The sequence below is a fragment of the Sphingomonas sp. genome, from assembly GCF_031361285.1.
Classification (GTDB): Bacteria; Pseudomonadota; Alphaproteobacteria; order Sphingomonadales; family Sphingomonadaceae; genus Sphingomicrobium.
In genome coordinates this window covers 60,318-73,849 of record NZ_JANMCO010000105.1, presented here as the reverse complement: position 1 = coordinate 73,849, position 13,532 = coordinate 60,318, and the positions used below count along the sequence as shown (strand labels likewise).

Below are 13,532 nucleotides of genomic sequence, written 5' to 3'. Positions count from 1 at the left end.
GGCGACGATCGCGGCATCGGTAATCCGCACGCCGTGGTGGAGCTCATATTTCTCCTTGAGGCCGCGCAGGATCGAGATGGTGTCGGGGACCGTCGGTTCGCCGATGAACACCGGCTGGAAACGCCGCTCGAGCGCCGCGTCCTTCTCGACATGCTTGCGATATTCGTCGAGCGTCGTGGCGCCGATGCAGTGCAGTTCGCCACGCGCCAAAGCGGGCTTGAGCAAATTCGACGCGTCCATCGCGCCTTCGCCTTTGCCGGCCCCGACCAGCGTGTGCATTTCGTCGATGAACAGGATGACTTCGCCCGCCGCCTGCTTGACCTCGTCGAGCACGCCTTTCAGGCGCTCCTCGAACTCGCCGCGATATTTCGCGCCGGCGATCAGCGATCCCATGTCGAGGCTCAGCAGCCGCCGGTCCTTAATCCCGTCGGGGACGTCGCCGTTGGCGATCCGCAGCGCCAGTCCTTCGGCGATCGCGGTCTTGCCGACCCCGGGCTCGCCGATCAGCACCGGGTTGTTTTTGGTTCGGCGGGCGAGCACCTGGATGGTGCGGCGAATTTCCTCGTCGCGGCCGATCACCGGGTCGAGCTTGCCATCACGCGCGGCCTGGGTGAGGTCGCGCGAGAATCTCTTCAAAGCGTCGTAGCGATCCTCGGACGATTGCGTATCTGCGGTACGGCCGCCGCGCAATTTCTCGATCGCCGCGTTCAATCCTTGCGCGTTGACCCCCGCGGCCGTCAGCGCTTTGCCGACCTCGGTCGTCTTGGCCAGCGCCATCGCCAGCAGGATGCGCTCGACCGTGACGTAACTGTCGCCGGACTTCTTCGCGACCTGTTCCGCCTGGTCGAGAACGCGCATGGTGTCGCCTTCAAGCGCCGGGGCGGAAGTTGCGCCGCTGCCGGTCACCGCCGGCACTTTCGCCACCAGGGCATCGGCTTCGTGCCGCGCTGCGATCGGGTCGCCACCGGCTGCCTCGATCAAGCCCGCTGCCATGCCCTGATCGTCGTCGAGCAGCGCCTTCAGCAGGTGCGCGGGCGCGATCCGTTGATGATTCTCGCGCACGGCGATGGTTTGTGCCGCCTGCAAGAACCCCCGCGCGCGCTCGGTCAGTTTTTCCAAATCCATTCAGGTTTCCCCTTGGTCAGCGGCGATATTGGGTCGCACACCATCAGCGCAAGGGGAATGCGGCCGCTACGGCTTGGGCACAGGCGCAGGCGCCAGCGGATCGACCGGCGGCGGCGATGTTACGACAGGGGGCGGCAGCACCGGCGGCGGCTCCGGCGGCTGATAGACGGTCCCATAGTCTTCCGGATGGATGATTGGCGGGCACGCTGATGAACCCGAATCGGCACCCCACCGCCGGAATTTGGTCGTGTCGACGTGGAAGCGCAGGAACGCGTAGAAACCGAGGCCGACGCCATAAGGCTGGCCGCGCCGCGCGTGCACCGCGCACAATGTCCGCATCAGATCTTCGCGCGTGGTCGGTCGCAACGGCACCATGTCGATCGCCGAATATTGCTTGTGGGCGCTTTCGATCGCGCCGCCCGCGCAGACGTTGAGCTGTGGGTTGCGATAGACTGAAACTGGCTCGACCGGCCCCACCGCCGGGATCACATAATCACGCACATAGCGCAGAGTCTGGACGATATTGGGCCATTCGGTCGCCGGCGGCACTTCGAACGGCTGCGCGCCGCAATGTTCCCAGGCGGTAGCGGTGCGCAGCAGCTGCCACGTTGGGACAATCCCGCCGACGCCGTAGGTGATCAGATACTGGTTGAAGTTGGTGACGCCGATCGCGTGCCCCGGCGAGGCCGCATACCAGTTGCGATATCCGGGCTCGTCCTGGCCGGCGGTGATGTAGGCGGCGGTGGGTCCGGGCGGGACCGGGTACGGCACGAGGATCGGTTGAGCGGCGACGATCGACAGTGCGGCAAAAAGCAACATGGCCTGACCATAATGGCCATGGCCGGCTTGAGAAGCGCTGAACGGTTCGCGTGCCTTGAAAAGCGCCGAATGGCCGCCCACTGTCGGCCAATGCCAAAGCCAATCCAGGTCGACCTGCCGCACAAGCTGGGCCGTGACGAGGCCCGGCGGCGCATCGCCAACAACATCCACAAATTGCAGGATCATATCCCGGGCGGCGCGTCCCACGTCGATTCGACCTGGTCCGGCGACGATCTCAACCTCGCCATCCACGCGCTCGGCCAGGCGGTCGATGCCCAGATCGGGGTCGAAGAGACCAAGGTCCGCGTCCGGGTGATGCTGCCCGGCATGCTGGCGATGTTCGCCGCCCCGATCGAAGCGATGCTCCAGAAGAAAGGCAATGTTCTCCTCGAGGATCAGCGCGACTGACGCTGCTCGTCATTGCGAGCGCAGCGCGGCAATCCAGTTTCCTTGTTCTCGCTGGATTGCCGCGTCGCCTTCGGCTCCTCGCAATGACGCCGACCTTTCCTTTCGCCGCCGCGCCGCTAGCATCGCGCCACTTTCGCAGCGGGGTCATAAGAATGCGGCATTTCGCGGTGGTCGGGTCGGGACCGGCGGGTTTCTACACCGCCGAGGCGCTGGCCAAAGCCTATGGCGAACAGGCCCGCATCGACATTCTCGACCGCTATCCGGTGCCGTACGGGCTGATCCGCTTCGGCGTCGCGCCCGACCATCAGTCATTGAAGGCGGTTTCCAAGCGTTACGACAAGGTCGCCGAGACCGCCGGCGTTGGCTTCGTCGGCAATGTTTGCGTGGGAGCGGACGTGTCGGTCGACGAATTGCTCGACCTTTACGACGCGGTGATCCTCGCCATTGGTGCGCCGCATGACCGCAAGCTCGGCATCCCCGGCGAGGATTTGCCCGGCGTCATCGGCTCGGCCGAGTTCGTAGGCTGGTACAACGGCCACCCCGATTTCGCCGACCTCGACCCGCCGCTCGATGGCACCCACGCAGCGGTCATCGGCAACGGCAATGTCGCGCTCGACGTTGCGCGGATCCTGTCGAAAACGCGCGAAGAATTCCACGGCTCGGACATCGTCGGCCACGCGCTCGAGGCGCTCGAAGGCTCGGCAATCAAGACGATCACCATCCTCGGCCGCCGCGGCCCGCACCAGATTGCCATGACGCCCAAGGAATTGGGCGAGCTGGGCCATCTTGAAGCGGCGCTCCCGCTGGTCGACCTTAAGGATTTCCCGCCGCACGAGGCCGACGATGCGCTCGACCCCGGCCAGCGCAAGTCGGTCACCATCCTGCGCGATTTCAATGACATCCGCGCCAACCGGCCCAAGTCGATGATATTCGATTTCTTCGCCAAGCCGCTCAGGATCGAAGGCGACGGGCATGCCGAGCGCCTCATTGTTGAAAAGACCGAGCTCGACGAGAAAGGCGGCGCGCGCGGCACCGGCGAGACCTATGACGTCCCCGCCTCGCTGATTGTCAGCTGCATCGGCTATTCGACCCCGCCGATCGCCGGCGTCCCTTATGACGATCGTGGCGGCAAATTCCTCAACGAAAGCGGCCGCATCGCCGAACGGCTGTACGCGGTCGGCTGGGCGCGGCGTGGGCCGACCGGCACGATCGGCACCAACCGCCCCGATGGCTATGAGGTCGCCGAAGCGATCGCCGCCGCTATGCCGGCGACGAGTAGCGGCGACCGCGCCGGTGGCGAAGGGCTCAAGCGCCTGCTCTCGGAGCGCGGCGTCAAACCCACCGATTTCGCCGACTGGCGACGGATCGAGGCCGCCGAGGAGGCCGCCGCCCGCACCGGCAGCCCGCGCGAGAAAATGGTTCGCGTCGAGCATTGGCTGCGGACACTCGGTTGGTAATTCTTTGTCTGCCCGGACTCGATCCGGGACCCGCCTGTTTTTTACCGAAGAAGGCAGGCCCCGGCGCAAAGCCGGGGTGACGCTTGAGGACGCGGTTGCGCTTCTCGCGCCCCCCAGCTAGGAAACCCGCGCCTTGGCTCCCGCCTGACTGCGGGTTCCGGTCGGGGAGTAGCTCAGCCTGGTAGAGCACTGTCTTCGGGAGGCAGGGGCCGGAGGTTCGAATCCTCTCTCCCCGACCAATTTCTGTTGTTTGGCCGTCCGGCGGACGGCTTCCTAAGTCGCGAATTCCGGGTCCAGCCGGTACGCTTTGCGCTTGAGCGCGGGCCAGGCGAGCAATTTCGCGGCCAGGGCAATGCCGACCGTGCCTTGCGCGGCGGCGGTTTCGGGGGCGCCCTGGGGCGGGTTGTTGATGGCCTCGCCGGCGCTGAGCGCCATGATTTGCGCCTGGCATGCGCGTTCGAGGAAATAGAGCCGGACGAAACATTCGCCGATGCTCGGCCCGACGGCGAGCGTGCCGTGATTGCGCAGGATCATCGCATTCTTTTGGCCCAGATCGGCGACGATCCGCTCGCGTTCGTCAAGATCGACCGCGACCCCTTCATAATCGTGGAATGCCAGTTCGCCGCGGATCAGCATGGCGGTCTGGGTCAGCGGCAGCAGCCCGTCGGCATGCGCCGCCACCGCCTGGCCGGCGGGCGTATGCAAATGCATTACCGCCTGCGCATCCTCGCGCGCCATGTGGATCGCCGAATGGATGGTGAACCCGGCCGGGTTGGTGATGAACGGCGTCGGATCGACCGGATTGCCCCTGGTGTCGACCTTGATCAGCGATGAGGCGGTGACTTCTTCGAACATGAGATTGTACGGATTGAGCAGGAAGTGATGCTCGGGCCCCGGAATCCGCGCTGACAGATGGGTGAAGATCAAATCGTCCCAGCCATAATGCGCGACCAGTCGGTAAGCGGCGGCGAGATCGACCCGGATCGCCCATTCCTCGTCGCTGACCTTGCCTTTCAGGCTCGGGATGTCGACCGAGTCGAGCGCGGTCATCCCCGCCATGCCGCGGTTGATATCGTCGACCCGGTTCATTGCGGCACCTCCTGGCGCTCGGGATGGGCGGCGATGAAGGCGTCGATACGGTTGGCGTTTTCGTCGGCGCGCAGCAAGGTCGGAAAGGCATCGACCGGCACGTTGAACCGCCGCGCGTTGAACATTTGCGGGACCAGGCAGATGTCGGCGATCGTCGGGCTGTCGCCGAACATGAAGCTGCCGGCCCGGGGCGCGGCCATTGTCTCCAAGGCGGTGAAACCCTCGGTGATCCAGTGGGCGTACCAATCCTGGCGCTCGTCCTCGCCCAGCCGCAACGTCCCCGCGAGATATTTGAGCACCCGCAAATTGTTGAGCGGATGGATGTCGCACGCGATCGCCAGCGCCATGGCGCGGACATGGGCGCCTTCGGCGGGATCGGGCGGCATTAGTGGCGTCTCGGGATAACGCTGATCAAGATAGACCATGATCGCCAGGCTCTGGGTGATTTTGAGGCCGTCGATCTCGAGCATTGGCACCAGGCCTTGCGGGTTGAGCGCGCGATATTCGTCCGAATTCTGTTCGCTCTCGAGCAGGTTCACCTTGTGGCGGTCGTACTCTATCCCTTTGATATTGAGCGCAATCCGCACGCGATAAGCGGCGGACGATTTGGCATAATCGTGGAGGATCGGTCGGGTCATCGCGGCCTGTTTACTCCTCGGTCATGAATGGCGCTACCACTTCGGGCGGCACGCGGATTGGCCGGCCCGATGCCTTGTCGATGATCGCCCAGAACGTTCGCGCGCGGACGCAGACCCGCCCGTCATTACCGGTGAATTCCATGTGGCGGTCGAACCGCGCGCCCTTCGGTACATCGCCGACCCAGGTGCGCCCGACCACCCGGTCGCCCTCGACCGCGGCGCGCAAATAATCGATCTCGTGCCGCACGATCACCCAGAAATATGCGTGCTTGTGGCCTGCGTCGGCGACCGCCTCCCAATGCGCGACGGCGACTTCCTGGATCCACTGCACCCACACCGCATTATTGACGTGGCCAAGCTCGTCGATGTGCTCCGCCCGCGCGGTGAACGCCATTTCGAAGGAGGGACGCGTCATAAGTCCTCTCCCGCGCGCGGGAGAGGGTTGGGTGAGGGTATTTCTTCTCTCGTCATCCGTTGCGCCGCGGCGCGAACGATCGTCTCAAGCACCCCCTCGCAATTCTCCAAAACCTCGTTGTTCCAGAAGCGCAATACTTTGAACCCACGTTGCATCAAAAACGCCGAGCGCTGGCGGTCCGCTTGCTCATCGTGCTGACCGCCGTCGATCTCAACTACCAGTTTTGCATCGATGCAAACGATGTCGGGAATGTACGGCCCGATGGTTGCCTGGCGGCGGAATTTTAGACCGTCGAGCTGCCGGTTCCGCAAAGCCCGCCACATCAGCCGCTCTGCGTCCGTCGAGTCCCGCCTGAGGCGGCTCGCGTGCGGATTGGTTTTCCCGATAGCGGCACGAACCCTCACCCCGACCCTCTCCCGCTTGCGGGAGAGGGGGATACTTCGGTCAAAGCAAACGCATAGGCCTCGGCGACTTCCTTCAAATGCTCCCAGCGGCCGGACTTGCCGCCGTGGCCGGCACCCATGTTGATCTTGAGCAGCAACAGATTGTCGTCGGTCTTGGTGGCGCGCAGCCGGGCGGCCCATTTCGCCGGCTCCCAATAAGTGACGCGCGGATCGTTGAGCCCGCCGGTGATCAGCATTGGCGGATAGGCCTGGGCGCAGACATTGTCGTACGGCGAATAGCTGCGGATGAGGTCGAACGCGGCCTTGTCGGTGATCGGATTGCCCCATTCGGGCCATTCGCCGGGGGTCAGCGGCAAGGTGTCGTCCAACATCGTGTTCAATACGTCGACGAACGGCACGTCGGCGACGATCGCGCCCCATAATTCGGGGTTGCTGTTGGCCACCGCGCCCATCAATTCGCCGCCGGCCGAGCCACCCTGGATGGCAATGTTGCCCGCCCTGCCGAATCCCTGCTTGATCAGGCCTTTCGCGACATCGACGAAATCGTTGAACGTGTTCGTGCGTTGTTCAAGCTTGCCTTGCAGGAACCAGTCGTAGCCCAAATCGTCGCCGCCGCGGATGTGGGCGATGGCATAGGCCCAGCCGCGATCGAGCAGGCTGATTCGGCTGGTGCCAAAGCTCGGCGGGATCGCCATGCCGTACGCGCCATAGGCGTAGAGGAACAGCTTGCCTTCGCCGTCCTTGGCGAACCCCCTGGGATAGACCACCGACACCGGGACCTGCTGGCCGTCGCGGGCTGGCACCATCAGCCGTTCGGTGCGGTAACGCGACGGGTCGTAACCCGACGGGATTTCCTGCACCTTGAGCGTCTCGAGCTCGCCGGATTTCGGGTGAAAGTCATACACCGTCAGCGGCGTCACCATCGACGAATAAACCAGGCGATAGGCGGCGGGGGCGAACTCCGGGTTGCCGCCAAAGCCCGCCGCGTAACTCGCCTCCCCAAACGGGACCCGCGTCTCCTCGCCCGAATATTTGCGCAGCACCAGCTGATCCAATCCGTCGACCCGCTGCGAAATCGCCAGATGGTCGCGGTACGAAGTTGCCCCCCGCAGATAGATGCGATCGGAGCCGGCAATGATGGTTCTCCAGTCGCCTGGCGCGGCGGGATCGGCTTCGGCCAGGCGGAAATTGACATGGTCGTCGTTGGTCAGGATCCACAATTTGCCGTGCGCCGCATCGACCGAATATTCGCGGTTGGTCTGGCGCGGCGCAATCAGAGTCAGCGGCGCGGCGGGGTCGGTGGCGGCGACGAAGCGCACTTCGCTGGTCGCATTGTCGCCGGTTGCAATGAAGATCAGGCTGCGGTCCTGCGAAAGTCCGATGCCAACGCTGAAACCCAATTCCTCGCTCTCTTCGTACAGCGTGACGTCCTCGTTCACGGGCCTGCCGAGCCGGTGGTATCGCGCGCGATAGCTGCGCCAATTCTCGTTGACTTCGGTGAACACGATGCCGTCGCTGTCGCTCGACCACACCGGCTGGTCGATGCCGACCTCGGTCACGGTCTCGATATCCGCGCCCGTCGCGAGATCGCGAATGCGCAACTCGAACCGTTCCGAGCCATTGTCGTCGACCAGAATCGCGGCGAGCTTGCCGTCGGGGCTGACCTCCAGCGCCCCCAGGCGGAAATAGTCCTTGCCCTCGGCCTCAACCGGCTCGTCGAACAGCATTTCGTCCGGGCCGCTGGCGTATTTCCGGCGGTACCAACTGCGATATTGCGCGCCGGGGCTGAACGCCCACCAGTAAAGCCACTCGCCGTCACGGATCGGCACCGAGCTTTCATCTTCCTTGAGGCGGCCCTTCATCTCTTCGAACAGCGTCTCGACCAGCGGCTGGTGAGGCGCCATCGCCGCTTCGAAATAATCATTCTCGGCGCGCAAATAGGCAAGCACCCGCTCATCTTCGACCTCGGGGTATATAGGGTCGCGCAGCCAGTGCCACGGGTCCTCGATCGTCACGCCGTGGCGTTCGTAGCTGAAGGGGCGCTGTTCCGCGGCCGGCGGGGAGGGGAGGCGAACGGGCTTGTCCATCCCGCGCTCTTAGCGCGGTGACCGCCAACGGGAAGGGCAAAGCGGCGATGCGAGTGTCCGCAATGGGTGGGAAGCGGACGCTAGCGCGGATCAGCTTTGCGGCCAGTCGAACCCTTCATAAACGAGCCCGAGCGGCTCATTCGGAGGGCGGTCGTACATTTCGGTCACGACGCTGGCAGTAAACTTCGCGACATCCGCACGCTCGACGCGGAGATATGAAACTTCATTCTTTGATCGGGCTACTGGCTCGGCGCCATGCGCACGGGCGAATATCCTGAACTTCTCTTGGTCCTCTATGTTTCGTGGAGCCAGCAGGACCCAATCGAAGCCTGCCTTACCATTCTCCACAGAGACTTGGATGTTCAACACATCTTCATCAGATGGGCGGTCTGGGGTGCCAAACATTAGAGCTGCGTATCTTACTGAAGCCGTTCCGCGAGACATAGCTCGAACCAAAGCAGGTAGATCGTCTGTTCGAACCTCCGTCTGCTTCAGTAATCGTGGCATACCCACTTTGCCGCGATCCAATGCGATATAATCAGGCTTCAAGGTCACGAGGACACCTGCAACACCTATTGCGGCGATGAGGCCGGCGATGATGACCGCAGTACTCATCGTCGCCTTCCTTTTCCCTTGCGACCTAACCATGGAAGCGAAGCTAGCTTGGCCAGCGGCTGCGTCAATGCGGGCATACCTGCTAACGTCCGCAATGGGTCGAAAGCGGACATAGGAAAATGCTTTCCTACAGGTGGGTAATTGTGATCCAAGCTGGTGGATGAGCGATCTGAATCACCACGAAACGGACAAAACCGACACACCCCGTCCCAGGCCTCGCGCGCGTGCGCGCGGGTTCGCTGCATTCGCTGCGTTTCGCGGGATTCCCTCGCGTGCGCGCGCGGTGGGGAGTGAACTTGGCGAACTTTCACGCGCGGGCAGGCCTTTAAGAACGGCCCCTGTTCGACTAGCGGAGAGGCGAGGGAGTTAGCCCATGTCGTCCTATGCCGATCGCCTCGCCGCTTTGCGCGAGCAGTTGAAAGCCGACCGTCTCGACGGTTTTGTCGTCCCCCTGACCGACGAGCATATGAGCGAATATGTCGGAAGTTACGCCCAGCGGCTGGCCTGGCTGACCGGCTTCGAAGGCTCGGCCGGGTCGGCGGTGGTGTTGCCGCAAGAGGCCGCGATCTTCGTCGACGGCCGCTACACGCTCCAGGTCCGCAGCCAGGTCAGCGCCAGCGAGTGGAGCTATCAGTCGGTGCCCGAAACCAGCATCGACGATTGGCTCATGGTGCATGCGGCCGAAGGCGCCCGCATTGGCTACGACCCGTGGCTGCACAGCCGCGACTGGGTCCGGCAAGCGAGCGAGTCGCTGGCGACTCGCGGGGCAACGCTGGTGCCGGTGAAGCGCAATCCGATTGATGCCGTGTGGGAAGATCGTCCCGAGGCGTCGATGGCGCATCTGGTCGTCCAGCCCGACCAACATGCCGGCAAGAACGCAGCCGAGAAGCGCACCGACATCGCCGACTGGCTGGCCAAGCATAATGCCGACGCGGCGGTCCTGTCGGCCCTCGATTCGATCGCCTGGGCGTTCAATGTCCGCGGCGCCGACGTTGCCCGCACGCCGGTCGCTTTGGCCTATGCCATCGTCAATGCCGACGGCACCGCCGATTTGTTCGTTGCCGGTGAAAAAATCGGCGCCGACGTCCGCCAGCACCTCGGCAATGGCGTGCGGTTGCACGAACGGTTGGAATTCGACCCGTTCCTCGCCAAATTCAACGGCAAGATCGTGGCGGTCGACCCCGAACGCGCGGTCGCCGCGATCTTCGAATCGCTGGAGAAAGCCGGCGCCAAGATCCTGCCGATCCGCGACCCGACCGTGCTGCCCAAGGCGCTCAAGAACCCGGCCGAAATTACCGGCCAAAAGAATGCGCAAGCCCGCGATGGCGCGGCGATTGCGCGCTTCCTGAAATGGGTCGAGGAGGAGGCTCCCCAGGGCGAGCTCGACGAATTGACCGCGTCCGATCACCTCGAATCGCTGCGCCGCGAAAATCCCGAACTGCGCGATCTGTCGTTCGACACCATTTCCGGGGCCGGGCCCAACGGCGCCATCGTCCACTACCGCTCATCCGAAAAGACCAACCGCAAGCTCGAAAGCGGCAGCCTTTATCTGGTCGATTCGGGCGGCCAATATGTCGACGGCACCACCGACATCACCCGCACCGTGCCCATCGGCCAGCCGACCGACGAAATGTGCGACCGCTTCACTCGCGTGCTGCAGGGGCATATCGCCCTCGCCACGGCGCTGTTCCCCAAGGGCACGCGCGGCGGTCAGCTCGACAGTTTTGCACGCCGGCCGTTGTGGGATGCGGGCCTCGATTACGCCCACGGCACCGGCCATGGGGTTGGCAGCTTTCTGGGCGTCCACGAAGGGCCGCAACGCATCGCCCCGATGACCAGCTCGCAATCGGGCGGCGACGAGCCATTGGCGGCCGGCATGATCCTGTCGAACGAGCCCGGCTATTACAAAACCGGCGCCTACGGCATCCGCATCGAGAATCTGGTGCTGGTGGTCGAAAAGCAGGTCGAAGGTGCCGAGAAGGAGATGCTCGGCTTCGACACCCTGACCCATGCGCCGATCGAGCGGCGGCTGATCGTCAAGGACATGCTGAGCGCGAAGGAGCTGGACTGGCTCAATAGCTACCATGCCGACGTGCTGGCCAAGATCGCCCCGCGCCTGTCCGGCGACGATTTGGCCTGGCTCGAAGCTGCTTGCGCGCCGCTTTAGGCGGGCTTGGTTGGACTTGAGGCCTTCGGCGCTGGCTCGCGCGTTCCCGCCTTGCGGCGCTTGAGATTGTCGCGCAGCGCGGCCGCCAGCCGCTGGTCGCGTTCGGTTTTCTTGTCCGCCATCATTTGCCGCCCTGGCGGTTGAACGCGGGCCCGGCAAGCGGGTTGACAGGCACGCGCCCTCACGGTCAAAGGCGCGACCTCCTCGCAGTGCTGCCGTAGCTCAGTGGTAGAGCGCATCCTTGGTAAGGCTGAGGTCGTGAGTTCAATCCTCACCGGCAGCACCATTTTCACGCACAGCCATGCCGGGGGCATGGCGAGCATGAAAATCCCTCGACATTGACGCTGTCGGCGACAGCCGCCATGCGCGGTGCGATGCGGTTCTTCTCGGACAATGCGGCGGCCGCCCACCCGGCGGTGCTCGACGCGATCATTGCCGCCAACCGGCTCGACACGGCTTATGATGGCGACGCGTGGAGCTTGAAGCTCGACGGTGCCTTCTCCGACCTGTTCGAGACGCCAGTGCGGGCGCTTTGGGTGACCACCGGCACCGCCGCGAATTGCCTCGCGCTGGCGGCGCTGTGCCCGCCTTATGGCGGCATCATCTGCCACCGCGACGCGCACATCGAGGTCGATGAAGCAGGCGCGCCGGCTGTCTTCACCCACGGCGCCAAGCTGATCCTGCTCGACGGGCCGGGCGCCAAGGTGACGCCGGAGCTGGTGACGGGCGCACTCGACGGCATCCGCAAGGACGTCCACCAGGTCCAGCCGCACGCGATTTCGATCACCAACGCGACCGAATACGGCCTGGTCCATAGTGCGGCCGAGGTGGCTGCACTGGGTGATCTCGCCAAATCGCACGGGCTTGGCCTGCACATGGATGGCGCCCGCTTCGCCAACGCCGTCGTCGCGACCGGCGCCAGCCCGGCCGACCTCAGCTGGCGGGCCGGGGTCGACACCTTGTCGTTCGGCTTCGTCAAGAATGGCGGCCTCAATGCCGAAGCGCTGATCCTGTTCAAGCCCGAGATGGCGGACGAAGTGCTGGTTCGCCGCAAGCGCGCCGGCCATCTGCTGTCCAAGGGGCGCATGCTCGCCGCGCAAATATTGGCGCTGCTCGACAATGATCTGTGGCTGTCAAACGCGCGGGCCGCCAACGCCGCCGCGCGGCCCCTGGCGGCTGCAGCCGGCGACAGGCTCGTCTATCCGGTCGAGGCCAACGAGCTATTCCTGCGCGTCACGGCCGACGAAGCGGCACGGTTGCTCGCCTTGGGCTTCGATTTTTACGATTGGGGTTCGGGCCAAATCCGGCTGGTCACCAGCTGGGACCAGGACAGCGGGTCGGTCGACAAGCTCGCCGCGGCGATCAAGTCCCTGTGACATCGCCGCCGCGCTCCAACTTCGCCGCGGTCATTCTCCCCTTCATCATTTTCACCGGCATCTGGGGTTCCACCTGGATCGTCATCCGCGACCAATTGGGCACGGTTCCGCCGCAATGGTCGGTGACTTATCGCTTCATCATCGCCGCCGCGGCGATGGCGGTTGTGGCGCGGGTCAAAGGCGAGAAGCTTAGTTTCGACAGCGGCGCGGTAAAGGCTGTGCTGTTCCTTGGAGTGTTTCAGTTTTTCGTCAATTTCAACGCCGTCTACCTTGCCGAGCGCCACATCACCTCGGGCCTGGTGGCGACCGTGTTCGCCTTGCTGGTGATCCCCAACACGCTGCTCGGCTGGGCATTCTTGGGCCAACGCCCGTCTCACCGCTTCATTTGGGGGTCGCTGGCCGCCGTCGCGGGCATGTCTTTGTTATTCGTCCATGAGTTGCAGGAGCATCCCGGTCGGAGTGCGGCCATCCTCACAGGGATTGGCCTTACCCTCGTCGGCATGACCGGGGCGTCGGTGGCCAATGTCTTCCAGGCGCGCGACAAGGTCCGCGCTTATCCATTGTTCGCCTTGCTCGCCTGGTCGATGGGCATGGGCGCGTTGATCGACGCGGCCTTCGCTTTCCTGTTCGCCGGCCCGCCAGTGATCGAGTACCGGATCGGCTATTGGGCCGGGGTGCTTTATCTCGCGCTGTTCGCTTCGGCGCTCGCCTTCAGCCTCTATTTCCCGGTGGTTCGCCGAATTGGGCCCGGCAAGGCCGCTTATTCAAGCGTTCTGGTACCGATTATCGCCATGGGCTTCTCGACCGCGTTGGAGGGCTATCGCTGGACGCCGCTGGCGGTTGCCGGGGCGGTTCTCGCGCTCGGCGGAATGCTCGGCGCACTCAGCCGCAGCCGCTCGCTTGTGACCGCCCCGGCAGCCGACTAAGGCCCG

The 13,532-nt window shown here is 64.2% G+C and carries 14 protein-coding genes and 2 tRNA genes; 7 read left to right on the top strand and 9 right to left on the bottom strand.

Features of this window, described 5'->3' with window-relative positions:
• Positions 1-1,125, bottom strand: a 1,125-nt coding sequence (locus RMO25_RS10050) for a Clp protease N-terminal domain-containing protein (protein WP_309662465.1), incomplete at its 3' end; no start/stop codon positions are given.
• Between the two features lie 66 nt (positions 1,126-1,191).
• Positions 1,192-1,944, bottom strand: coding sequence for a hypothetical protein (locus RMO25_RS10045; protein WP_309662464.1), 753 nt, complete (start codon positions 1,942-1,944; stop codon positions 1,192-1,194).
• A gap of 90 nt (positions 1,945-2,034) precedes the next feature.
• On the opposite strand from RMO25_RS10045, the gene RMO25_RS10040 reads away from it, so the two are divergent.
• The 3 genes from RMO25_RS10040 (at position 2,035) to RMO25_RS10030 (ending at position 4,048) form a co-directional block, all read left to right on the top strand.
• Complete coding sequence (locus RMO25_RS10040) at positions 2,035-2,352, top strand: polyhydroxyalkanoic acid system family protein (protein WP_309662463.1); 318 nt, start codon at positions 2,035-2,037, stop codon at positions 2,350-2,352.
• Positions 2,353-2,504: 152 nt separating this feature from the next.
• Positions 2,505-3,809, top strand: a complete 1,305-nt coding sequence (locus tag RMO25_RS10035) for an FAD-dependent oxidoreductase (protein ID WP_309662468.1) — start codon at positions 2,505-2,507, stop codon at positions 3,807-3,809.
• 162 nt (positions 3,810-3,971) lie between these two features.
• Positions 3,972-4,048, top strand: a tRNA-Pro gene (locus tag RMO25_RS10030).
• 34 nt (positions 4,049-4,082) lie between these two features.
• Here RMO25_RS10030 and RMO25_RS10025 read toward each other — a convergent pair.
• The 6 genes from RMO25_RS10025 to RMO25_RS10000 form a co-directional block, all read right to left on the bottom strand.
• Positions 4,083-4,859, bottom strand: a complete 777-nt coding sequence (locus tag RMO25_RS10025; protein WP_309662467.1) for a class II aldolase/adducin family protein — start codon at positions 4,857-4,859, stop codon at positions 4,083-4,085.
• 35 nt (positions 4,860-4,894) lie between these two features.
• The gene (gene maiA / locus RMO25_RS10020; protein WP_309662462.1) at positions 4,895-5,536 is read right to left on the bottom strand and encodes a maleylacetoacetate isomerase; all 642 of its coding nucleotides are present in this window, start codon (positions 5,534-5,536) and stop codon (positions 4,895-4,897) included.
• A 10-nt stretch (positions 5,537-5,546) separates the two neighbouring features.
• Positions 5,547-5,951, bottom strand: a complete 405-nt coding sequence (locus RMO25_RS10015) for a thioesterase family protein (RefSeq protein WP_309662461.1) — start codon at positions 5,949-5,951, stop codon at positions 5,547-5,549.
• The gene (locus tag RMO25_RS10010) at positions 5,948-6,355 is read right to left on the bottom strand and encodes a DUF559 domain-containing protein (protein ID WP_309662460.1); all 408 of its coding nucleotides are present in this window, start codon (positions 6,353-6,355) and stop codon (positions 5,948-5,950) included. The genes RMO25_RS10015 and RMO25_RS10010 overlap by 4 nt, the downstream gene beginning before the upstream one ends.
• The gene (locus RMO25_RS10005; protein WP_309662459.1) at positions 6,352-8,442 is read right to left on the bottom strand and encodes a S9 family peptidase; all 2,091 of its coding nucleotides are present in this window, start codon (positions 8,440-8,442) and stop codon (positions 6,352-6,354) included. Before RMO25_RS10005 ends, RMO25_RS10010 begins: the two co-directional genes overlap by 4 nt.
• A gap of 90 nt (positions 8,443-8,532) precedes the next feature.
• Positions 8,533-9,057 (bottom strand): hypothetical protein, encoded by a 525-nt coding sequence (locus RMO25_RS10000; protein ID WP_309662458.1) that lies wholly within the window; start codon positions 9,055-9,057, stop codon positions 8,533-8,535.
• Between the two features lie 373 nt (positions 9,058-9,430).
• Between RMO25_RS10000 and RMO25_RS09995 the strand changes: the two genes are divergently transcribed.
• Entirely contained in the window at positions 9,431-11,224 is a 1,794-nt protein-coding gene (locus tag RMO25_RS09995) for an aminopeptidase P family protein (protein WP_309662457.1), read from the top strand.
• On the opposite strand, the gene RMO25_RS09990 is transcribed toward RMO25_RS09995, so the two are convergent.
• Positions 11,221-11,349 carry a hypothetical protein gene (locus RMO25_RS09990; RefSeq protein WP_309662456.1) on the bottom strand — a complete coding sequence of 43 codons (129 nt, stop codon included), beginning with the start codon at positions 11,347-11,349 and terminating at the stop codon, positions 11,221-11,223. The two genes, RMO25_RS09995 and RMO25_RS09990, sit on opposite strands and share 4 nt — an antisense overlap.
• A gap of 86 nt (positions 11,350-11,435) precedes the next feature.
• On the opposite strand from RMO25_RS09990, the gene RMO25_RS09985 reads away from it, so the two are divergent.
• The 3 genes from RMO25_RS09985 to RMO25_RS09975 all read left to right on the top strand — a co-directional run bounded on the left by RMO25_RS09985 (position 11,436) and on the right by RMO25_RS09975 (position 13,526).
• Positions 11,436-11,510, top strand: a tRNA-Thr gene (locus RMO25_RS09985).
• 88 nt (positions 11,511-11,598) lie between these two features.
• Entirely contained in the window at positions 11,599-12,600 is a 1,002-nt protein-coding gene (locus RMO25_RS09980; protein WP_309662455.1) for a beta-eliminating lyase-related protein, read from the top strand.
• The gene (locus RMO25_RS09975) at positions 12,597-13,526 is read left to right on the top strand and encodes a DMT family transporter (protein ID WP_309662454.1); all 930 of its coding nucleotides are present in this window, start codon (positions 12,597-12,599) and stop codon (positions 13,524-13,526) included. Before RMO25_RS09980 ends, RMO25_RS09975 begins: the two co-directional genes overlap by 4 nt.
• Positions 13,527-13,532: the final 6 nt, after the last annotated feature.

What these genes read in the sequence shown, in the direction of transcription:
- RMO25_RS10045 (WP_309662464.1), bottom strand. Translation starts at nt 1,944, where the DNA reads ATGTTGCTTTTTGCCGCACTGTCGATCGTCGCCGCTCAACCGATCCTC.
- RMO25_RS10025 (WP_309662467.1), bottom strand. Translation starts at nt 4,859, where the DNA reads ATGACCGCGCTCGACTCGGTCGACATCCCGAGCCTGAAAGGCAAGGTC.
- RMO25_RS09995 (WP_309662457.1), top strand. Translation starts at nt 9,431, where the DNA reads ATGTCGTCCTATGCCGATCGCCTCGCCGCTTTGCGCGAGCAGTTGAAA.
- RMO25_RS10035 (WP_309662468.1), top strand. Translation starts at nt 2,505, where the DNA reads ATGCGGCATTTCGCGGTGGTCGGGTCGGGACCGGCGGGTTTCTACACC.
- RMO25_RS10005 (WP_309662459.1), bottom strand. Translation starts at nt 8,442, where the DNA reads ATGGACAAGCCCGTTCGCCTCCCCTCCCCGCCGGCCGCGGAACAGCGC.
- maiA (WP_309662462.1), bottom strand. Translation starts at nt 5,536, where the DNA reads ATGACCCGACCGATCCTCCACGATTATGCCAAATCGTCCGCCGCTTAT.
- RMO25_RS10000 (WP_309662458.1), bottom strand. Translation starts at nt 9,057, where the DNA reads ATGAGTACTGCGGTCATCATCGCCGGCCTCATCGCCGCAATAGGTGTT.
- RMO25_RS09990 (WP_309662456.1), bottom strand. Translation starts at nt 11,349, where the DNA reads ATGATGGCGGACAAGAAAACCGAACGCGACCAGCGGCTGGCGGCCGCG.
- RMO25_RS09980 (WP_309662455.1), top strand. Translation starts at nt 11,599, where the DNA reads ATGCGGTTCTTCTCGGACAATGCGGCGGCCGCCCACCCGGCGGTGCTC.
- RMO25_RS10015 (WP_309662461.1), bottom strand. Translation starts at nt 5,951, where the DNA reads ATGACGCGTCCCTCCTTCGAAATGGCGTTCACCGCGCGGGCGGAGCAC.
- RMO25_RS10040 (WP_309662463.1), top strand. Translation starts at nt 2,035, where the DNA reads ATGCCAAAGCCAATCCAGGTCGACCTGCCGCACAAGCTGGGCCGTGAC.